Origin of the sequence: Anaerocolumna sp. (genome assembly GCF_032079385.1) — a bacterium.
Classification (GTDB): Bacteria; Bacillota; Clostridia; order Lachnospirales; family Lachnospiraceae; genus Anaerocolumna.
Genome location: NZ_DAMAUC010000034.1, coordinates 19,544 through 41,841 on the forward strand (window position 1 = coordinate 19,544; position 22,298 = coordinate 41,841).

Here is a 22,298-nt window from a genome sequence, read left to right on the forward strand (position 1 = left end):
AAGATAAAGGCGGAGATATATGTTTGTTAGAATAGCTGTTTGTGATGATGATTCTGTATTTCTGGAAATGCTGGTAAAGCAGGTTTCACAGTTGTTTCAAAATGTAGATAGCTCCCTGGAGCTGGAATATCAGATAGATTCTTTTCAAGATGGTGCTAATTTATTAGGCAATTGGGATCACGAAGTTTATGATATTTTATTTCTGGATATAGAAATGCCCAGAGCCTCAGGAATTCAAGTTGCAGATAAAGTTCGTATGAAAAACCCCTATGTGAAGATCTTATTCATTACCAATCGGGAAGATTTGGTGTTTCATTCTATTCAATACAGGCCATTTCGGTTTATTCGTAAAAATCATCTGGAGGACGAGCTGCCGGAAGCCGTTAATGGATTAATTGAAAGTTTACATAAAGAAAATAAATACCTTAAGGTTAGTTTTAACGGCACAGAAAAAAATATTAAGATTATTGACATTCATTATATAGAAAGCTGTAAGCATGATATATACATATACACATTTCACGATACTTTTCGGATAAAGAGTAACCTTACCAAGCTGGAAAATCAATTAGAAGCATATGGATTTATTAGAACCCACAGTGGGTACCTTGTAAATTCTCGTTATGTATTTTCTGTGGAAAAAACCCAGGTTGTATTAAATGACGGAAGAGAAATTCCGTTAAGCAGATACCGGACAGAAAAGGTGAAACATAAGCTTCAATTATATGGACGAGGGACAGAAGAATGAATTGGATAGTATTAGACGTGGTGACAACTTTTTTTGAATGTTTTATTTCGACGGAGTTTATAACCAAATACTTAGGATTTAAGGCCAAAGAAATAAAGTATTATACAGGTTTTATTATTACCTTTCTCTTAGGAATAATATCTACTTTAATAATGAATCGTATTACTTTATTTGAAGGCATTGGAGGATTGATTTACCCGACTATAATAGTTTGTTACGGAATGCTATGTTTAAATGGTTCGATATTTGAAAAGATTATCATTGCCTGTATTGACAACGGACTTAATATGCTAACCAGTGTAACGGTACTAACTATAATCAATTATATTTCATCTTCGAATATCAGTCAGTTAATTACGGATCAGGGCGTTGTAAGAATTTTTATGATATTCATGGCAAAGGGAAGTTATTTCTTTTTAACAAGAATTATACTACGAATGAATAAAAGGAACAGATTTGCTCTGTCCTCTATTGAATGGATTGCTATTTTGGGCGTATTTATTATGTCTTTTATTACAGGGGTATTTGTATTCCAAATGCTTATAATCAATCTTAATGATAAATATAATAATTTTTTATCCGTATCAGCAGTGGTATGTCTCATATTAATCAACGTATTCTGCTATTATATTTTTATTAAAATAAGTGCTAAAAATAAAGAGAGAATGCAGTATTCCTTTCTCGAATTTAAACTGCTGGAACAGCAAAAAAGTATTTCTGAAATGAAACTTTTATATGATGAAATTACAAAATTAAGACATGATATGAAGAATTATTTAGGCTGCATAGGGACTATGTTGCATAATGAAAAATATCCGGAGGCAAAAGAGTATCTGGATAGTCTTTTGGAGAACCGGCTAAGTTTTGGTAAACAGTATATCTTAACCGAAAGTGATGCCGTAAATGCTATTATGAATTCCAAAATGTCAATCTGCAAAGAACATGGAATTAAAATGGATTACCAAATCAGCGGTAGTTTGAATTCAATTTCTGAGCTGGACTTAAGTATATTGCTGGGGAATGTACTAGATAACGCAATAGAGGCCTGTATAAAGGTAGAGAATTCACCCCTAATAGACATTAAGATTTATAATGAAGGTAATTATCTTGTAATCAAGGTTGCCAATTCCATAAAAGATTCCGTACTCAAATATAATCCGAATCTGCAATCCACCAAGAAGGATAAATCAAAACATGGTTTCGGAACGGCTAGTATTAAAGATATTGTAAAAAACCACAATGGAATGATTCGCTTTTATGAGAAAAACAATCAATTTATAACAGATATTTGGCTAAAACCAGACAAAAAAGATTAAATAATGATTTGATTTAAACCAAATATGCTTCATAGCATGCCAAACGTGTCCAAGCTATTGAAATGTAAATCAAAATCAGCTATCATCAAAACATAAAGAGAAAGTTATGAAAATCATAAACAGGAGGGGATTGTGATTCATAAGTTTGCTCAGATGGTAGCTGATTTTTTATGCGATAACGATACAATTAAAGAAGAAGAAAAAGATATTTACATATATGGTTATGAAATTATCATATCCAATATTGTTAATTTTTTAATTATTCTTACTTTGGGGTTATTATTACATCAAGTAATTGATGGATTTTTGTTTTATATCGTTTTCATTATAACAAGGCAGTATTGCGGCGGTTACCATGCAAATACATACTTAAAATGTAACATTTTATTTGGAACCCTATGTTTAGTAACGTTATGTTTTTCAAAGATGTTATATCCTTCTACTTCATTTATATCCTTATTGATCCTGTTTCTTATTTATATAGGCTGCATTTTGGAATATGCCCCTATAGATAATGAACATAAAAAAATATCTGCAGAAGATAAAAAAAAATACAGAAGAATTAGTATCTGGATTAGTGTTTTATGGTCAGCAGTAGATATTGTGTTATATCTCACTGTAAAGAAATATGCTATTACTTTAACTATTACATTGGTTATTATAGCAATGTTAATGGTAATAGAAATAAATAGGAGAAAGGAGTTAATTTTAGAATGAAAAAAGATTTATTAAGGGTGATTGCAAAACTTGGTTACAACTCAGCAATAAAAGCAGCAGGAGCTGCTTCAAGGTATGGTACTTATCAACCAGAAGAACCGGAGGTTCTTCAAAAGTTAAGAAAAGACAAATAATAGGTTATATTTAAAGAGTAGGTATAGTAGGCTTTGGGGGAGTATTTCCTATAATAAAAGGCACCTGTAATCCGATGATTTAGCATGGGATTACAGGTGTTTTTCATTCTAAACTCTATTTTACGGGACAGGGATACAGCTGATGCCAATCACCAAGTATTTGTTTGGCCAGTGATCTTGTGCCGGATAAGGAAAAAGAACTTTCTTTTTGCAGTTTCAAGATTCCATGGCGGATTGCTTTATCCACGGTATAATCTTCTAATTTATATACGGTATAGGAGGAATCCCTGGCAGACTCATAATGGGTCACAATAGGGGTAATTCCGGCTTTGCTAATATAAGTAATTTCCTTTTCCTTTGTTATGGTAATATGAGCCATGCCTCCCAACATTCTGGGAGCTTCTCTTTGATAAGATACAAAATTGCCTAAAGAATAATAAATTAACATGGGATGTCCGGAATCTGAAACAATCCATGTAACCGGCTGCAATACATGGGGATGTGTGCCTATAACCAGATCCACACCTTCTTCCGCAAAGAAACTTGCTAGATCCTTTTGCGTGTCATTGGGCTGGTATACATATTCGGTTCCCCAGTGAGGGAATACAATTACAAAATCAGCCAGTTTTTTTGCCTTCTTTATATCTTTTTTCATTTCAGACTTGTCCAACATGTTAACAAGAAAAGGTTTATCTTTTGGCATGGTGAAGCCATTTAATCCGTAAGTATAATTTAACATGGCTATTTTAATTCCATTTTTCTCAATTATTTGAATGGTATCTTTATCTTCCTGGGATTTATTTATTCCCAAAACGGTAATCAGGGGGTGCTTATTCCAGTATTCAAGCGTATTCTTAATACCGGGGTAACCCTTGTCCAATGCATGGTTAGAGGCATGCAGTACAACATCAAAGCCGGCATGAATAAGGGCATCTCCAATCTCAGTGGGTGAATTAAATACCGGATAACCGGAATAAGGGAATTCATTACCGCCTAAGATGGTCTCCTGATTAATGATAGCTATGTCAGCAGCTTCTATATCAGGCTTTAATGTGGAATATAAATGATCATAATTATAGGAACCATCTTTTTTTAAACCACTTTTAACGATCTGCATGTGTATTAGGTTGTCCCCAACAGCTAATAAGGTCAGCTCTTGCTTAGTATTGTTCTCCTCTTTTTCAGGAGTTTCTTCTTTGGTATAAATAATAGGAACAGGAGGGATTTGCCCGGTCATCGTTGATGTAAGGTTTGTATCAGAAACGGATACTGATATTTTCTCTTTGGAAGGATTGCATCCCTGCAAAAACAAAAGCGAAGACACAACAAGACTTAAGGTGAAAATTCCTTTTATCCTTCTAATTCTCATCTTTTTGATATCCATACCTTTCCATATTCATTTATACAAATATAGTATACCACATTTTGGTAAAAAAATAATTAAAGAGTTTATGAAGATTTGCCGAAATATGTTTCAACAATGGAAAAGCATTTGAAAGAAGCAAAAGATAAATGTTTTTAACACAGGAAAAGTGAGAGAGTGAATTCTATGAACATTAATTCTATCTATGGTAATAGTACAACTCAGAATCAAATAGGAGAAAATAGTATTGGTAAAGAAATAGAGAAAAGTATCAGTACAAGCCAAAAGGGTCTGGAGAGTATACATACCGAAAAAAGTCCCTATGAAGTAACCCTTCAAAGTTCAGAACCCAATCCTAATATTTATGAAGAAGAAACGAAGGAGTCTTCCAAAGAAGTTACAAACAAGGAAGAGACAGAAGAAGATAAATGGAAATCCAATTCGGAACGAATGACAGAAGAGGATTATAAGGCTTTGACAGAAGAGGGTATAACGCTTGAAGAATATACCATAGAACAATTAGAGCGGGCATTAATCAGGATTAAAGACCAAAAAGTAATAAAAGCAGAAGGTATAGAACAGCAAAAACAGAAGCTGGATGAACAAAATATGGCTTTAAAAAGCTCAGCCGGTTTACAAGGGGTTTCAAAGAAAATAGTTGAGAAATTATTAGAAGCCAATTTACCTATAACCCAGGCAAATATTGAGAGAATAGCCAAAGCACTGAATATGGCAGAGTCAGCAACTTCTTTATCTGATAAAGAGAGCCATTATATTATAAAGAATGGTTTGGAACCAACTATTGAGAATCTATATAAGGCCCAATACAGCGGATATTATTATCAATATCAGCAAGTAACCGAAGATACATGGAACAGTTTATTACCTCAAGTTTCTGAAATCATATCCAATGGAGGAATGGAAATAAACGAAGAAAATTTAAATTCTGCCAAATGGCTGATTAATCATAAATTACCGGTAACGGAAGACACCTTATGGGCATGTCGGGATTTAAATCTAATTAAACATAATAACAGCAAAGACCAGATTTTAAACAAAGTTATTGATGCATTTAACAATGGCACTCTACCAGAATCCGCCAATTTAAGTATGGTTCAAACAGAAAGAATAGAGGCAGTCAATGATTTATTCCATACCATTGGTGATGAGGCTCTTCATTTGGCTGTTAATACAAAAGATAATATTGACTTAATTAACTACAAGGATTTAAAAGAGGCCCAGAAGAAGGTACAACAAAGCAGGGAGCAAGAAGAACAAAATCAGGTAAAAGTGGGCGGGAAGAAGGTACAAGAAAATTCTATAACAGATACTAGTCTTGTTACAGAACAACAAAGTTCCAATCCGAAAGACTATCAGTCCATTGATATAAAGACTATTACCGTAAGACGTCAATTAGAAGAAATACGTTTAAAGCTTACTGTAGAATCAGGACAAAGACTAATAAAGAATGGTATTCATCTGGAGACAGCCAGTCTAAGTAAAATTATTAATGGATTAAAAGAAATAGAAGACGGGTACTACCGCAATCTTCTTCAAGAAAACGATGTAGCGGTTAATCAATCTAATATAGAATTATTAAAGGATACATTTGATAGTCTTGACCAATTAAAGACTATGCCTAATTATATATTAGGTTCTACCTTGGCAAACCGTTCTGTGGAAACGGTAGATGGTTTGTTAAAAGCCGGTATCCAATGTAAGCAGTCTCTGGATAAAGCAAATGAAACATATGAAGCTCTTATGACCAGTCCAAGGTCGGATATGGGAGATTCTATTACAAAGGCTTTCCGTAATGTGGATGGAATTTTAGAAGATCTGAATCTGGAAACTACAGCTGCGAATCAAAGAGCAGTAAGAATATTAGGTTATAATCAGATTGCAATTACAGAAGATAATATTCTTGAAGTAAAAGCATATGACCAGCAGGTAAATCATATGATGAAAAGTCTTCATCCTGGGGTTACTGCCAAGTTAATTAAAGACGGTATTAATCCGCTAAATACACCGATAGAACAGCTTGACCTGCAAATTCGGCAAGTACAGCAGGAATTAGGTATAACAGGCAGGGAAGAAGAAAAATACAGTAAGTATTTATGGAAGTTAGAAAAAGAGCAAAAGATTACGGAAGAAGAGAAAAAATCTTTCATAGGAATCTACCGCCTATTACATGCAGTTGAGAAAACTCAGGGGGCAGCAGTGGGGGCAGTAGTAAAAGCCGGTCAGGAGATTACTTTGAACAACCTGCTTACAGCTGTGAGGACCATGAAAAAGGGCAGTGTAGAAGCTTCTATTGATGATGATTTTGGCACTTTAGAGGATGTTAGCTTTGCCGGAGAAAGAATAACAGAACAAATAAATGCTGGATACCATAAGAATATCATTGAAGATATAAAAGAAGAGATGGAGCCTGGTAAATTAGCTTCACTTAGAAGTTCTGAAGATATTATGAACATGCCTATTGAAGTATTACAGGATAAATTAACTTCTTCAAAGAATGATTCAATAAATAACAGTGAAGAACAAGAATATTGGTCGGAAAAGGTGAGGGATTACCGTGAATTAATAGAGAATTCCCAAGAGGCAATTCATTTGCTGAAAAGTAATCAATTACCTGTTACCATTCAAAGTATCCAGGCAGCAGCCGATTTATTAAGCGGTGAACAGTCTTTCTATAAGCAATGGAAGAATATTACCGCAGATATGGACAGTGATGATGCAGAGATGAAATTGGATCTAGGTTCGGATACCTTTACCGGAAATCAGGAAGAACCACTTACCATTGATACCATGTCAGAAAACTTAATAAGCAGTATGGAAAATCATAGTACAATGATCGAGCAATACAGTACCATTGAGAAAAATGTGGAGAATATTATTGCTCAATTATATGAAAATCCACTTATTACGGCGAAAGATATAAAAACACTTCAACGAATCAGCAATGGTATGGCTTTCTTAAATAATCTTGCAACCAAAGAGAGTTATGAGATACCGTTAGCAGTTGGAGATAGAGTTACCAATGTCAATGTAACAATATTAAGGAATGCAGAGGAAACAGGGAAAGTTGATATTAGTTTAATTTCCGATCATCTAGGTAAAGTAACCGCAAGTTTTTCTGTAAAGAAAGAAGGCGTGAACGGTTTCGTAACCTGTGACAATCAAAAGGGCTTAGATACATTAAAGTCTTACGAAGAAACAATGAAGCAGTCTATTCTTCAAGGTGACATAGAAGTAAAGCAGCTGAATTTTGGGATAGAGGGTAAAACAAAGAACAGGTATAATTTTAAATTACCCAACTCATTTTCTCAAAGTGATAAAACTTTTGCAGAAAAAGCCGATACTATCAGTGAGTCTAAAGAAGCAAAAATATCAACAGAGACCTTATATAAGGCAGCAAAAACCTTTTTAATTCAAATAAGAAATATAGAAATGGAAATTGCACAGAATTAATCGAGTAGTTTAAACCGAAAGTTGTTCTGAAGTACAAAATTTCTGCCCCTATTAAATGGTGCTAAAGCACCGAAATTAAGATTATTATGAAATAAAATAGCAATTACAATAAAGATAAAACCAAAAACAGAAAGGTGAAAAAACAGTATGAGAATTAATCACAATATACCAGCCTTAAAAGCAAATAATCAGTTATTTAAAACAAATAATGCATTGGATAAAAGCTTAGAAAGATTATCTTCCGGATTCCGTATCAATCGTGCAGCAGATGATGCTGCCGGAATGGCAATTTCTCAAAAGATGAAAACACAAATTGCCGGGCTTGACCAAGCTTCCAGAAATGCTGCTGACGGAATATCCGTTATCCAAACAGCAGAAGGTGCTCTGATTGAAGTTGGTACGATGCTTCAAAGAATGAGAGAATTAGCGGTACAGGCGGCCAATGGAACAAATACATTGGAGGATCGTGCTTCCATTCAGGCAGAAATTGACCAATTAACGCAAGAAATTCAAAGAATATCAGATACAACGGAATTCAATACCAAAACCTTATTGAATGGTAATATCGATCAAATGTCATATTCCGATAATTCTTCTGTTAATTTAGTTTCTGTATCCGACACTGTAGCAACTGGAAACTATGAATTAGAAATTACCCAAGATGCCAGACAAGCAGTTATTGTAGGTAAGAATATTACTTCATCAACTATTCCAACAGGTGCCGGTGGTACTATTAACTTAAATGGAATAGAAATCAAAATAGAAGAAGGTGAAACTATACAGCAGGTTTACGAAAAAATTCGTAATGCTGCCGATAGCCTTAACATAAGAGTAATTGCAAATGATAGTACAGATACAGATGCTGGTCCGGCTGAAAATGCTGGCTATCCATCAGGTGAGGTTAAGGATGGTAATAGATTTATATTTGTTACAGAAGGTTATGGATCAAAAGAAAAAATAAATATTCAATGTAATAATCCAAATTTAGAAGCTGCATTAGGATTATCTACTACTGCAACTTCTGCTCAAGGGTATGATGCAGAGGCTAAGATTAATTTTAACAGTAAAACAGCAACGGTTTCGACGGATGGAAAACTAATTACAGTTACAGATAGTAATGGATTTAAGATGGTATTTGAAACAGAGCCGGGAGCAGTAGGAACAACTTTTACAGATAGAGAGATGGGAAATACAGCACCTCTTCCAAAACCAGCAGCGGGAAGTGTTATAGCAACTATAACTGTTCTGGATGCCGGTCCTATGCAACTTCAAATTGGTGCCAATGAGGGACAAATCATGGAAGTAAGAATTCCTAAAATAAATCCCAAAACATTAGGAATAGATAATATTAATATAAGTACAGAAAATGGTGCTCAGGAGGCAATAACATCTTGCAACAAAGCTTTACTTGAGGTTACATCAATTCGATCCAAACTAGGCGCATATCAGAATCGCTTGGAACACTCCATTGCAAACTTAGATGTAACATCTGAGAATATGTCTGAAGCCCTTTCCAGAATTGAAGATGCAGATATGGCAGCTGAAATGGCTACTTATACCCAGAAGAATGTATTGGCTCAGGCAGGAACTGCTATGTTAGCACAGGCAAATGAGAGACCACAGAACATATTAACACTTTTACAAGGTTAATATATAAAAGGTTTATTATAAAGTGGCATTCTTAAAATGATTTGATAGTAATGTAAATTTGCAAAAGAAAGGCTGGTTAAATCATGACAAAAGATTTGATACAAGCATATACAGCCAAAATAACCCAAGCCTCAAAAACAGAGCTGATTGTTATTATATATGAAATAATTCTGGAAGATATAAAAGCGGCCAGATTATCCTATAAAAACAATGATATGGAAGGCTATATAAAAGAATTAAAACATGGACAGCGTTTCTTAAATGAGTTAATGGGAACTCTAAATTATAATTATATTTTATCCTATGATTTAATGAGCCTGTACCTATTTGTTAATAAGGCTATAATAACAGCAATATTTAAGAAATCACCTGAAAAACTAGATGAAGCAGAAGCAATTCTTGAAAAACTATACAGTAGTTTCAAAGAAGTTTCAAAGCAAGATAATTCAGGACCGGTTATGCAAAACACCCAGCAGGTTTATGCCGGACTAACATATGGAAAAGGGGTACTTAACGAAACATTTATTGATCCTCAGCAACAAAATAGGGGATTTATGGCTTAATAGAAATAGGCGAATGTTACGAACACATTGCCCACTTAAGGCAGTGATGAATTGCTAGAACAAATAAGTTTATTGGAAACTCTGGAAGTGCAGATAGCTGCTGCATTTCCAGAGTTCAATTTTTTGTAGTAAATAAAAAACTGGCTTTATGAAGTTCCAGGAAGCAATTATGTCAAGTATAATAATTCAAAAGTATAAGTATAAAAGAGGTTCATAAAATTGCTTGGACTTGTAATAAATGATTCATATATGGTATACTATCATAAAATATTATAGAAACTAATGGAAGGAAAATTAATAATGGGAAATAATTATAATTGGTTATCTCCTGTTCCGAAACAATCATTATCAAAAATGGTTGTTAATAAAATAAAGGATGCTATTATTCGGGGAGATTTAAAACCAGGAGATTTCTTGCCAGCTGAATCTGAATTGGCAGAAAGCTTAGGTGTGGGAAAATCAAGCGTTAGGGAAGCTGTTAAGATGCTTGAGGCCATTGGAGTAGTAGAAATCATTAAAGGCAACGGAAGTAAAATAAAGGACTCAATTAGCGAAGATATTCTGAACCCTTTAGTGTTTCAACTCATATTACAAAATAATGAAAGTCAGAGTAAACTGTTAGAGTTTAGAGAAATGATTGAAACTTCAGCAAGTGTTTTAGCTATTAAAAATGCTACGAATGAAGATATCGAAAGATTAGTACAAAATGTGCAAGAAATGACAGAAAGTGTTTCTGTAGGCAAACCAAATGTAAATTTGGATTTGGATTTTCATAGAAAATTATTTGAAAGTACCCATAATCCCTTTGTAGTATGTGTGGGAAACGCAGTTATGGAATTATACAAGCCTTCCTTGAACATCGCAAATAGTGAATATGCTTTAGAGGTTATAAATGATCATAAAGCAACTCTGGAAGCTCTTATTGAACGAGATGAAGATAAAATGAGAAGGGTAATAAAAGAGTATCTGCATAAATGGAGCCAAAGTACATTAAGTGATAATTTGAATAAGAAAAAAATATTTGAAAAATAATGAAGAATTTTAATTTGAATTCTTCATTATTTTTTTGCTTTTTTACATATTATATGAGCACAGTTTATGGGAACCTCGGATAGCTATATAAAGGTAAAAAATGGACTTCTTTAATGTCCAATGTAAAAATACATAAATTGTATTCAAAAGTGTTAAAAAAACTAGTCAATTTTACGTAGAATCTCAGAAATAATATTGACATCACTTGTGACATGTGATATCATGACAACAGACATCAGATGACTGGTTAGTTGAAGGGTGTGTTATTACTTTAGTATCTATTGGAAAGAAATAAACCATCCAAACAGAGGTCTCTTTGTTAATAATATGGTATAGGAGAGAGGATATGGATATTACAATTTTTTTATGGCTGGCAATTTCAATTGCACTTATTCTATTTACAATTTTAAAATTGAAATTAAATCCAGCGATTGCACTTGTATTGGGTAGTATTTTTATGGGGTTAGCTTCTGGATTAGGAGCAGATGCTACGATTTCCACCATCAATTCTGGCTTTGGAAATTTAATGACGGGACTTGGTTTATCAGTTGGTTTTGGGGTTATTCTGGGACAATTGCTGTCTGATTCCGGTGGAGCTAAAGTAATTGCAAATACGATGATTAAGGCTACATCAGAAAAATTTGCATTATATGCATTAGGTATTACAGCATTTGTTTTGTCTATTCCTGTATTTTATGATGTAACATTTGTTATATTGATTCCTTTAGCAATTGCGGTTTCAAGACAGATTAAAAAGCCAATTCAATATACAGCCGGAGCTATGATTATTGGAGCTGGTGCTGCACACACCCTTGCACCACCTACACCCAATCCACTAGCCGCCGCAGAAATACTAGGTTTTGACTTAGGTATTATGGTAATCGTAGGTACTATACTTGGGCTTGTTGCTGCAATATTAGCAATGAAAATTTATTTCCTTTTACTAGATAAAGGTATGTGGAATAAAGACAAAGATGAATCTGGTGTAGAAGTTTATGAAGAACGTGTTGAAGATGAGAATAAAAAGCTTCCCTCCTTTATTGCTGCTTTAACTCCTGTTTTACTTCCAGTTGTGTTAATTTTAATTGGAACAATTTTTGGAGCTGTAATGGAGGAAGTTCCTCTAATTATTACATTTTTAAGTAACAAAACCATTGCCCTTTTAATTGGTGTTTTAAGTTCCTATATAATTGCAACTGGAATTATGACAAAAGATGAGTGTGATGCGTCAGCTACGGAAGCTTTAAAAAGCTGCGGAATTGTTTTATTAATCACTGGTGCAGGCGGTTCCTTTGGTGCAATTATAAGTGCCACAGGGATAGCAGATATGATAGCGACTGCAATTTCAGGAATATCTGCGTCTCCGGTTCTAGCGCTTTTAATCGCATTCTTTATTGCAGCGCTTTTCAGAATAGCTTTAGGTTCTGGTACAGTGGCTTCTATTACAACAATGACAATTATGTCTTCTGTGCCAGCAATGGTAGGCATTCATCCAGTTTGGATGGCAATTGCATGTTTAGCAGGCTCATTAAGCTGCGGACATGTAAACGACAGCGGTTTCTGGGTAAGTACAAACCTTTCTGGATTTTCAATCACAGGCGGTTTGAAGACTTATACATTAGGAAATGCCATTACGGCTATATTTGCAATGATATTTGCAGTTATCGGCGCATTGGTGATTCCATTATAAGTTTAAATAGTCTTAATAAAAATTATTCTTTATAAACAGGTTAATGATAATAGTTTTAACAATAATCACCTTAGTATTTTATAGAACTATTTAAAATACTAAGGTGAGATAAATTATGATATAGGTTAGGAGAAAATATATGCGTAGTTCCTTAGTAAAAGATGGGATAACCCGTGCAACTCAGCGTTCACTTCTTAAGGCGACGGGGTTATCTGATGAAGATTTAAAGAAGCCGTTAATAGGTATTGTTAATTCATTTAATGAAGTAAATCCTGGTCATATTCACCTGCGTGATATATGTGATGCCGTAAAACTCGGTATTGCTTCAAAAGGCGGAGTTGGAATGGAGTTCCCAGTTATTGCAATATGTGATGGTATTGCAATGGGACATGCAGGAATGAGATACCCTCTTGCCAGCAGAGAAATCATTGCAGATTCAATAGAAGCAATGGCAGAAGGACATCAGTTGGATGCTTTGGTAATGGTTAGTAATTGTGACAAGATTACTCCCGGCATGCTGATTGCAGCAGCCAGATTGAATATTCCATCCATTATTATTGCAGGAGGCCCAATGTATGCAGGTGTTTTTAGAGGGGAACGTATCGATGGCAGCTTTTTATATGAAGCAGCAGGGAAAGTAGCCACCAATGCAATGTCACTGGATGATTTAAATGAAATGGAAGATGCTGCAACCCCAGGTTGTGGTGCTTGTGGGCATTTAGGTACAGCAAACTCCATGAACTGTATGGCAGAGGCACTAGGTATGTCACTCCCATTTAATAGCACCATTCCTGCATATTTAGCAAAACGTAAAGTGTTGGCCAGAAGAACGGGAGAAACTATTATGGATCTGTTCTACAATGATATTAAGCCAAGAGATATAATGACTCGTCAGGCTTTCCTGAATGCCATAGCAGTGGATATGGCAATAGGTGGTTCTTCCAATACTATATTGCATCTTTTGGCAATCGCAAAAGCTGCCAAAGTGGAACTAACTTTGAAGGATTTTGATGAATTATCAAAACGTTCTAAAAAGCTTATTGAAATGAGACCTGGTGGCACCATGTATATGGAAGACATGTATAGAGCAGGAGGATTACAAGTAATAGTAAAGGAAACTGCAAAATTGGATTTTGTAGATTTGAATGTAATAACTGTTACAGGTAAAACACAGGCAGAAAATGTGGCCGATTGTGAAATACTGGATGAAACTGTTGTGCGAAAAATGGAGAATGCAGTTTATCCGGAAGGCGGCCTTGCTATCTTATATGGAAATATTGCAAAAGAAGGTGCTGTTGTTAAACAGTCAGCTGTGTTACCAGAAATGTTTAAGCATAGCGGCCCTGCAAGAGTATTTGATTTGGAAGAAGATGCAGTAGAAGCAATTTTAAATGGAAGTATAAAAGAAGGAGATGTTGTAGTTGTTCGTTACGAAGGGCCTAAGGGAGGACCTGGAATGCGTGAGATGTTAACTCCAACAGCAGCAATATGCGGTGCGGGACTTGATAAATCAGTGGCTTTGATAACGGATGGACGATTCTCCGGTGCAACTCGTGGTGCAGCCATTGGTCATGTATCTCCAGAAGCTGCGGAAGGCGGAGAAATCGCCCTTCTACGTGACGGCGATATAATAGAAATAGATATTATGAATCGTACTCTAAATGCTAAATTATCCAATAAGGAATTAGAGGAGAGAAAGAAATCATGGGTTCCTCCAACTCCAAAGGTAACGGAAGGATATCTAGTTCGTTATGCTAAACTAGTTCGATCAGCAAGCTATGGTGCATCTGTAGATTAATTTTTACAGTTAAATATAATTATTTTTACTTAACTTGAAAGCAAACTATATCAATACAATATCCATTCATTTAAAACATAAGGATTCTATAAGTCAAAACAATTATGAGTGATAATTATATAAATTCAATTATAAAAGGATTTAAAGTCCTAGAACTATTTGACAGACGTAACAACTTACTAGGCATTACAGAAATCTCACAAATGTTGAGCTATCCTATCAGTACTACTTTTAGGATAGTATCAACACTTGAACATTGTGGATATTTACGACAGGATTTGGCCAGTAACAAGTATTGTCTAGGAATACAAAATTACAAAATTGGATTAAACGTTAATTTCATTAATGAACTGAAACGTATATCCTATGAACATATGAAAGCATTGTCTTATGACTACAATGAAGTTACTCATCTGGCTGTATTAGATAATGACAAGGTGCTTTGTATTCAAAAAATAAGTGTAAACAGGGCATTATCCGCGACTCCGGAAGAGGGAGAGACAAATTATGCTCATGCCACATCAGCTGGTAAATGCATGTTTGCTTATACAAGTGACAATGTGGTTGAAGGGTTCTTACAAAACAACCAGCTTATAAAGCTTACTGAAAATACAATAACTGAAAAAAATCTATTTCTAAATGAATTAAAAAGAATAAGAGAAGATGGCTGTGCAGTTGATCATGAAGAGTCTGAAATAGGATTAACTTGTGTTGGTGCTCCGATTTTTGATTCTCAAAACAAATGTGTTGCAGCTATCAGTATTTCTGTGCCTAACGCCAGGCTAAATTCTAATTTAGAACAACTAAAAAATGGGATAAAAATAATCGCCAAAAAGATTAGTCTTCAATTATAAAGGATATGGAGGGTATATCTTTTCATTTATATCCTTTTGGCGGAAAAGGATTCCGCAATACGGGAAAACAACAAAAGTAATAATAAATTTAGGAGGTAATAATTGTGAATAAAGTAAAAGTAGCTATTATTGGACCAGGTAACATAGGTAGTGACTTAATGTATAAGATTATGAGAAGTAAAAGTTTAGAAATGGGAGCAATGATTGGCATTGATCCCGAATCGGAAGGATTAAAAAGAGCAGCGGCATTAGGATTTAAGACATCACATGAAGGTATTAAGTACATACAGGACAACCCTGACTGTGCAAAGATAGTTTTTGATGCCACTACAGCTAAAGTTCATGAAAAAGTTCATGCGCCAATATTAAAAGAGTTAGGTATTATTGCAATTGATCTAACACCAGCGGCAGTGGGTAAAATTTGTACTCCCCTTGTAAATATGGAGGAATGTATTAATGAAATGAACGTGAATCTTATTACCTGCGGGGGTCAGGCAACTACTCCAATTGCAAATGCAGTTTCTTCTTTAGTTGATATTGATTATTTAGAAGTAATAACAACAGTAGCAAGTAAAAGTGCAGGACCTGGCACTCGAAGTAATATAGACGAATATTGCCGTACAACAGCAAAAGCACTTACAAGTCTAGGCGGTGCTAAAAAATCAAAGGTATTTACTATTTTCAATCCAGCAGTGCCTGAAATTGCAATGAGAAATACACTATTTTTTATTCCTTTCGGGGAATTTAACATAGAAGAAGTTGTTGCAGCTGTAGAAAAAAGAGTAAAAGAAATTCAAGAATATGTACCAGGGTACGAACTTACTATGAGTCCTGTGGTAGAAAACGGCTATATTGCAACAACAGTATCCGTTAACGGTGCAGGAGACTTCTTACCAAGTTATGCCGGTAATCTTGATATGGAAACATCCTCTGCAGTAAAAATGGCAGAAATGTTTGCTGAAAAAATATTAAAGGAGAATAAATAATATGAATAAGACAGTAAAATTATATGATTCAACTTTGAGAGACGGTAGTCATGCAGTACACCACCAGTATGACGAAGAAACAGTAAGAAATGTATGCAAAGGAATGGAAGAAGCGGGTGTTTATGCAGTTGAAGTAGGACATGGGGGAGGTCTTGGAGGCTCCACCATACAGTTTGGATTTGGTAAAGTATCCGATGATTTATTGCTAAAGGCAGCCAAATCAGTACTTAAAAATACGAAATTGAGTGTTCTTCTTGTTCCGGGACTTGGAACAATGGAAGATCTTAAAATGGCAGCGAAATATGGTGTAGATATTGTAAGAGTGGCTGTACACTGTACAGAGCTTGATGTGGGAATGCAGCATATTAAGCTAACAAAAGAGTTGGGACTTGAAGCAGCCGCATTTTTCATGATGTCACATATGATATCCCCGGAGGATTTAGCAAAACAAGCAGAAATTGCACAGAGTTATGGCGTGGATTATATTTTTATTGCCGATTCTTCCGGAGCTATGACGCCTCAAGATATTAGAGAACGTGTAATCAAAGTGAAGGCAGTTGTAAATGTTCCGGTGGGTGTTCACTGCCATAACAATCTTGCACTTGGCGTAGGTAATTCTGTTGCAGCATTTGAAGCGGGCGCAGATATTATCGATGGTACACTTCAAGGCCTTGGAGCAGGGTGCGGAAATACACCAACAGAAGTTTTAGCAGCTGTATTCAACAAAATGGATGTAGAAACGGGTTGTGATATGTTCAAGCTTATGGACGTTGGGGAAAAATTCATTGTTCCAATAAAACCTCGTCCCATTGAAGTTACAAATGAAACACTAATTCTTGGTTATACCGGAATTTACTCCAGCTTCTATCTGCATACTCTTGATGTTGCGAAAAGATATAATCTAGATCCAAGAGATATTTTTGTTGAACTGGGTAATAGAAAGGTTGTTGGAGGTCAGGAAGATATGATTATCAATGTAGCTCTTGATCTTATTAACAAAAAGAAATAAGAACTTTATTAATAATTGGAAATCTAACAAGAACTAATACTAATAATTGGAAATCTAACAAGCACTCATTAATAATTAAAATCTAATAAGAAAAGGGTGATTATGGAATGAAAGTAATTATAATTGGCGGCGTTGCTGCGGGGATGTCCGCAGCATCAAAGATACGTAGAAGCGATGAAAATGCCATAATAACAGTATATGAAAAAGGCGTTGAGACATCTTATGGAGCATGTGGTTTGCCTTATTATATATCAGGAGCCAACGATGATGTAGATTTGTTACGCATTCGAAAACCACAGGAATTTAGAGACAAACAAAACATTGATGTAAAGCTTTTACATGAAGTAGTAAGTGTGAATACAGAGCTAAAACAAGTAGAAGTTTCCAATCTTGTAACAGGCGAAAAATTTACGGATAATTACGATAAATTAGTTATTTCATCGGGCGCAAGTCCCATCATCCCACCAATTGAGGGATTAGAGCCGAATCTTAACAATGTCTTTACTGTAAAAACAATAGAAGATGGACAGGCCATCAAAAGTTATCTGTTAAATAACAGCATACATAATGTAGTAATTGCAGGTGCTGGATATATAGGATTGGAAATGGTGGAAGCTTGCCATGATCTAAAAAAACAAGTAACTCTAATTGAATTGCAGGATAAATTGCTAGCCTCTGTGGATGACGAAATTGGCTCTTTAATTAAACAGGAGCTGTATGAAAACAACATCAATGTTCGATTGAAAGAGAAAATCGTGAAAGTAAATACAAACCTTGGCAAAGTAGTATCCGTAGAAACACCGAGCGGAGTTTATGAGGCGGATGCGCTGATACTAGCAACTGGTGTAAGGCCTAATACAAAGTTTCTTGAAGGGACTGATATTGAGCTGGATCGTGGTGCTATCGTAATCAATGACAAAATGGAAACAAGTGTTAAGGACATATATGCAGGTGGTGACTGTGCCGTTGTATATCATAAAATCCTAAAAAGCAATAAATATATTCCGTTAGGAACTTATGCAAATAAGCAGGGTAAGTTAATAGGGGAAAATGTAATGGGTGCCAATAAGAGTTTCCCAGGAGGAATTGGTACAGCTGCAATTAAGATACTCAATCTTGAAGTAGGCAGAACTGGAATTAGTGAAGAAGAAGCAAAAGCATACAACATGAACTACGGAACCGTATTTGTAAAGGCACCAGCGCATGCCCCTTACTATCCAGGTAATGAACCAATAGCAATCAAATTAATCTATGAAAAAGAGAAGAAAACAATACTTGGCGCACAACTTGCAGGGAAAAAAGGAGCAGCATTAAGAGCAGATATGTTTGCAATTATAATTGATGCCGGCTATACCGCGGAAGATATTCAACATTTGGATCTGTTGTATGCCCCTCCATATGCTTATGTATGGGATGCGATACAGATAGCAGCAGGGAGAATTAAATAACAGGAGATAAACTACAATGAATAAGTTAGTAAGTCTTGAACAAGCAGTTTCTTTGGTGAAAGATGGAGACATTATTGCATTGGGCGGTAATGTGCTGCATCGTGCACCACATAAATTTGTATATGAATTAATAAAAAGTAAGGTAAAAAACTTAGAGGTAATAAAAACAGCTGGAGCACATGACGTTGATGCTATGTGCCTTGGTGAAAGTGTAAAAAGTGTTGCTGCCGGATTTATAAGCTATGAAACAGAATATGGATTATGCCGAAACTACCGCCGTTCTGTAGAGAATGGTAGTGTAAGAGCAGATGAGCATGCATGCTATACGGTAATTTCAGCCATAAGAGCCGCCATTCAAGGAATACCTTTCATGCCATTTCGGGGATTGACGGGAAGTGATCTTCACTCAAGAAGTTACTTTGAAATGGTAAAAGATCCATTTACCGGTGAGGAAGTACCTGTAGTAAAGGCCATTCGACCAGATATAGCAGTTATTCATGTACAAGAGGCAGATCAATATGGCAATGCCAGAATTTATGGTCCGGTATATGAAGATTTATTATTTGCAAAAGCTTCAAAATCAGTGATCATTACGGCTGAGCGTATCATCACAAATGAACAGGTACGGGATAATGGAGCACTTACTATGATTCCAGGCTTTATGGTAACGGCAGTTGTTGAACTACCAAATGGAGCAAGTCCTGGTTCCTGTGCCGGTGTCTATGATATTAATCGGACAATACTTGATGAATTCAAAGAGCTAAAATCGAAAGATGAGCTAGATGCTTATCTTGCAAAATATTAAAGGAGTGGATACCATGGACTTTCATGTTTCAGATATGATGGCAGTTGCCATTGCAAGAAGACTAAAGAACGATGACAAGGTTTTTCACGGGGTTGCCTCTCCGCTTCCAATGGTTGCAATTTTGCTGGCAAAAAATCTATATGTTGAGAATTTAACATACCTAAATATTACTGGTGGTGTTAATGTGCTACCTGAAAAATTATCAAAATCAACAGACGGTCCGGAGTTAACTTATCAAACAGAGGGAAAATTCGATCTTTCTGATATATTTGACCTGGGAGCAAGAGGTGAACTGGACGTTGCCTTTTTAAGCGGAGTTCAAATCGATGGAAAAGGAAGATTAAACTCCAGTGTAATAGGCGAATACGATACACCTAAGGTAAAGCTTCCAGGAGGAGCAGGGAGTGCAGTGCTTGTTCCTAACGTAAAGAAAGCATTTATATGGAGAACAAAACATGATCCAAGAACAATGGTTGAACAGGTTGATTTTGTCACAACCCAGGGAAATGTATATAAAGTATTTACCCCACTCTGTATTTTTGGAAAAGACGAAGAAGGCTTATACCTGGACAAATTATTAGGAGAAACCAGCCTGGAAGAAGTAAAGAAGATGACAGGATTTGAAATTAGATATAAGAAGAATCCAGTTGAAAGGGAGCCTTTGCCAACACAGGAAGAAATGGATATGTTAAATACAATAGATCCAAGCGGAATTAGACATATTGAATTTTAATATGAGAATAGTAAAGTCAGGCACCTTAATGAATCAAGATTCGCACTGGAGTACCTCACCTGCAAGCAGATGGGGTACTGCATGAGAGCCAGTATGAAAATCCAAGATTTTTCATACAACAAATTATTCTGAATCCCAAATTTGTTGTTTTTAGACAGAATGGAGATAAATATGATTAATAATAAGTTAAAATCAAAGCTTTATAATGGGGAAACTGCAATAGGAACGTTTATGGCATATTCTAGTCCGGAAATGGTGGAAATTCTGGGGATATGCGGATTGGATTTTGTAGTTTTGGACTGTGAGCATGGCCCGTACTCCGTAGAATCAACCACTAATTTAGTACGTGCGGCAGAGCTTAGAGGTATTACCCCTATTACAAGAGTCACCTGTAACAATGAGACAAAAATACTTAGAGCACTCGACGTAGGTGCTCATGGAATACAGGTACCACAAGTTAATTGTAAGAAAGACGCCCAAAATGTAATTTCATCAGCTAAATATCATCCAATCGGGAAAAGAGGTGGAGCCATTCCTCGTGCTATAGAATTTGGAATGATTGATGTATTGAAAGCATATGAGAATGCTAATGAACAGACTTTAGTTGTTGTCCACTGTGAAACCGAAGAATGCTATAATAATTTAGATGAAATATTATCTATTCCAGAAATAGACGTGGTATTCCTCGGCCCGTTTGATATGACCCAATCATTAAATATTCCACAACAGTTTGACCATCCTAAAATGATTGAAATTACCAATACACTACTTGAAAAAACAAAAAAAGCCGGTAAAATCCCAGGAATATACGCAGGAACCACAGAACAGGCAAAACAACGTGTTAAGCAGGGATTTCAGTATATTACAATTGGCATGTTTGAAACTGTAGTTGCAAACACATTTAAAACGATAGTAGATGAAATGAAAAAATAGAAAGAAACCTAAAAAGTATAATATATCAATAATTCTTAGATATATTCGCACCTCCTAGTGATTTGTTTCCAGACTAACACTGGGAGGTTTTTTTATATAAAATAAATGCCAAAATGTCAATTATATGAAGCTAACTACAAATATCACTTAAAGTATATTTAAAAATTGTGAATCCACTGGGTTCCATCTGGCCAAACATCATAAGTTTTTAATATTTCAACTATTTCCGTAGTACAAAGAATCATTGATTTTCTTAAAGTAATACCCATAAGTGTTGGCCCAATCAAAAGCAATAACTTTCATTTCCCAATTGTGCTCTTCCAGTAAAGATTCACATAACGGCAGAATATTATCTATATTCTTATCAGAAAGTGTTCGAAACATTTTAGAAGATATTTTTCGTATATCACCTGTCTTCATATGTGCTCCAATTGGATTTTTTTCGTTAGAAACATCAATGTCCTGCTTAACAGCTTCAATTATACGATTCATTAAACTCTCCTTTTTTAGGCAAATATTGACCGCTGATTTCGATAACATTTCCATCCGGGTCTGTTAATTGAAAGTAATAATATGGTCTTGCATTATTTACATATTTGATTTTGGACAATCTATTGCTAATATCTAATTTTTCTATTCTTTCTCTCTCTTCCTCCAAGTTATTAGTCTAGAAATTAAGTACAAACTTATGTGTATTCTCAGCCTCCGCTATAGCAACCAAATTATCGAATTCTTCTATGTATTCCCCTTTATGTATTGTAAATTCTGGATTCATAGAGTCAAAATAACCATTCATAATAGAAATATTCTTCCCATCAAATTCAAATTGAGCAAATCACTGCATATTTTGAGAACTTACGGATATTCCTAATAATTTTTCATAAAATCGAATTGATTTATCAAAATCTCTCACAATCAAATAAATGGAGCCTAAGTGCATTATACCATCACCCAAACAAATGTTCAATATTTACAGTTTTATCTATGAGATTAATAAAAATTTATCGTAGTAGGACGCTTTGCCTGGGGAGTTGTAGAGAACTCAGAA

The 22,298-nt window shown here is 35.2% G+C and carries 22 protein-coding genes; 17 read left to right on the top strand and 5 right to left on the bottom strand.

All coding sequences use genetic code 11. The annotated features are described in order from the left end of the window. Window positions 1-19: 19 nt before the first annotated feature. From RT261_RS19015 to RT261_RS19030, 4 genes are all read left to right on the top strand, one after another. Window positions 20-748 carry a LytR/AlgR family response regulator transcription factor gene (locus RT261_RS19015; protein WP_313134700.1) on the top strand — a complete coding sequence of 243 codons (729 nt, stop codon included), beginning with the start codon at window positions 20-22 and terminating at the stop codon, window positions 746-748. Next, window positions 745-2,064, top strand: coding sequence for a sensor histidine kinase (locus RT261_RS19020; protein WP_313134701.1), 1,320 nt, complete (start codon window positions 745-747; stop codon window positions 2,062-2,064). The genes RT261_RS19015 and RT261_RS19020 overlap by 4 nt, the downstream gene beginning before the upstream one ends. Before the next feature lie 132 nt (window positions 2,065-2,196). Beyond that, window positions 2,197-2,781 carry an accessory gene regulator ArgB-like protein gene (locus tag RT261_RS19025; RefSeq protein WP_313134702.1) on the top strand — a complete coding sequence of 195 codons (585 nt, stop codon included), beginning with the start codon at window positions 2,197-2,199 and terminating at the stop codon, window positions 2,779-2,781. After that, a complete protein-coding gene (locus RT261_RS19030) occupies window positions 2,778-2,915 on the top strand; it encodes a cyclic lactone autoinducer peptide (RefSeq protein WP_091687014.1) in 138 nt (45 codons plus the stop codon). The genes RT261_RS19025 and RT261_RS19030 overlap by 4 nt, the downstream gene beginning before the upstream one ends. A gap of 115 nt (window positions 2,916-3,030) precedes the next feature. Here the strand turns inward: RT261_RS19030 and RT261_RS19035 are convergent, their stop codons facing one another. Next, window positions 3,031-4,299 (bottom strand): CapA family protein, encoded by a 1,269-nt coding sequence (locus RT261_RS19035; protein WP_313134703.1) that lies wholly within the window; start codon window positions 4,297-4,299, stop codon window positions 3,031-3,033. 165 nt (window positions 4,300-4,464) lie between these two features. Here RT261_RS19035 and RT261_RS19040 point away from each other — a divergent pair, with 165 nt between their 5' ends. From RT261_RS19040 to RT261_RS19100, 13 genes are all read left to right on the top strand, one after another. Beyond that, entirely contained in the window at window positions 4,465-7,749 is a 3,285-nt protein-coding gene (locus RT261_RS19040) for a DUF6240 domain-containing protein (protein ID WP_313134704.1), read from the top strand. A 147-nt stretch (window positions 7,750-7,896) separates the two neighbouring features. Continuing rightward, window positions 7,897-9,399, top strand: coding sequence for a flagellin N-terminal helical domain-containing protein (locus tag RT261_RS19045; protein ID WP_313134705.1), 1,503 nt, complete (start codon window positions 7,897-7,899; stop codon window positions 9,397-9,399). An 83-nt stretch (window positions 9,400-9,482) separates the two neighbouring features. Continuing rightward, the gene (locus tag RT261_RS19050) at window positions 9,483-9,962 is read left to right on the top strand and encodes a flagellar export chaperone FliS (RefSeq protein ID WP_313134706.1); all 480 of its coding nucleotides are present in this window, start codon (window positions 9,483-9,485) and stop codon (window positions 9,960-9,962) included. Window positions 9,963-10,262: 300 nt separating this feature from the next. Beyond that, on the top strand, window positions 10,263-10,994 hold the full coding sequence (locus RT261_RS19055) for a FadR/GntR family transcriptional regulator (RefSeq protein ID WP_313134707.1): 732 nt from the start codon (window positions 10,263-10,265) through the stop codon (window positions 10,992-10,994). 346 nt (window positions 10,995-11,340) lie between these two features. After that, the gene (locus RT261_RS19060; protein ID WP_313134708.1) at window positions 11,341-12,684 is read left to right on the top strand and encodes a GntP family permease; all 1,344 of its coding nucleotides are present in this window, start codon (window positions 11,341-11,343) and stop codon (window positions 12,682-12,684) included. A 139-nt stretch (window positions 12,685-12,823) separates the two neighbouring features. Then, complete coding sequence (gene ilvD / locus RT261_RS19065) at window positions 12,824-14,482, top strand: dihydroxy-acid dehydratase (RefSeq protein ID WP_313134709.1); 1,659 nt, start codon at window positions 12,824-12,826, stop codon at window positions 14,480-14,482. Between the two features lie 104 nt (window positions 14,483-14,586). Beyond that, window positions 14,587-15,336, top strand: coding sequence for an IclR family transcriptional regulator (locus RT261_RS19070; protein ID WP_313134710.1), 750 nt, complete (start codon window positions 14,587-14,589; stop codon window positions 15,334-15,336). Window positions 15,337-15,440: 104 nt separating this feature from the next. Then, on the top strand, window positions 15,441-16,322 hold the full coding sequence (locus RT261_RS19075) for an acetaldehyde dehydrogenase (acetylating) (RefSeq protein WP_313134711.1): 882 nt from the start codon (window positions 15,441-15,443) through the stop codon (window positions 16,320-16,322). Window position 16,323: 1 nt separating this feature from the next. After that, window positions 16,324-17,331, top strand: coding sequence for a 4-hydroxy-2-oxovalerate aldolase (dmpG, locus tag RT261_RS19080; protein ID WP_313134712.1), 1,008 nt, complete (start codon window positions 16,324-16,326; stop codon window positions 17,329-17,331). Window positions 17,332-17,438: 107 nt separating this feature from the next. Then, window positions 17,439-18,779, top strand: coding sequence for a CoA-disulfide reductase (locus RT261_RS19085; protein ID WP_313134713.1), 1,341 nt, complete (start codon window positions 17,439-17,441; stop codon window positions 18,777-18,779). A 16-nt stretch (window positions 18,780-18,795) separates the two neighbouring features. After that, complete coding sequence (locus tag RT261_RS19090) at window positions 18,796-19,584, top strand: CoA transferase subunit A (protein WP_313134714.1); 789 nt, start codon at window positions 18,796-18,798, stop codon at window positions 19,582-19,584. A 13-nt stretch (window positions 19,585-19,597) separates the two neighbouring features. Then, window positions 19,598-20,317 (top strand): CoA-transferase subunit beta, encoded by a 720-nt coding sequence (locus tag RT261_RS19095; protein WP_313134715.1) that lies wholly within the window; start codon window positions 19,598-19,600, stop codon window positions 20,315-20,317. A 171-nt stretch (window positions 20,318-20,488) separates the two neighbouring features. Further along, window positions 20,489-21,250 (top strand): HpcH/HpaI aldolase family protein, encoded by a 762-nt coding sequence (locus tag RT261_RS19100; RefSeq protein ID WP_313134716.1) that lies wholly within the window; start codon window positions 20,489-20,491, stop codon window positions 21,248-21,250. Between the two features lie 216 nt (window positions 21,251-21,466). On the opposite strand, the gene RT261_RS19105 is transcribed toward RT261_RS19100, so the two are convergent. The 4 genes from RT261_RS19105 to RT261_RS21185 are packed head-to-tail and all read right to left on the bottom strand — an operon-like array spanning window position 21,467 to window position 22,190. Further along, the gene (locus RT261_RS19105) at window positions 21,467-21,742 is read right to left on the bottom strand and encodes a hypothetical protein (RefSeq protein ID WP_313134717.1); all 276 of its coding nucleotides are present in this window, start codon (window positions 21,740-21,742) and stop codon (window positions 21,467-21,469) included. Next, complete coding sequence (locus tag RT261_RS19110; RefSeq protein ID WP_313134718.1) at window positions 21,726-21,860, bottom strand: hypothetical protein; 135 nt, start codon at window positions 21,858-21,860, stop codon at window positions 21,726-21,728. Before RT261_RS19110 ends, RT261_RS19105 begins: the two co-directional genes overlap by 17 nt. A 57-nt stretch (window positions 21,861-21,917) precedes the next feature. After that, window positions 21,918-22,046 (bottom strand): hypothetical protein, encoded by a 129-nt coding sequence (locus RT261_RS19115; protein ID WP_313134719.1) that lies wholly within the window; start codon window positions 22,044-22,046, stop codon window positions 21,918-21,920. Between the two features lie 39 nt (window positions 22,047-22,085). Then, window positions 22,086-22,190 (bottom strand): VOC family protein, encoded by a 105-nt coding sequence (locus tag RT261_RS21185; RefSeq protein ID WP_313134720.1) that lies wholly within the window; start codon window positions 22,188-22,190, stop codon window positions 22,086-22,088. Between the last annotated feature and the right edge of the window lie 108 nt (window positions 22,191-22,298).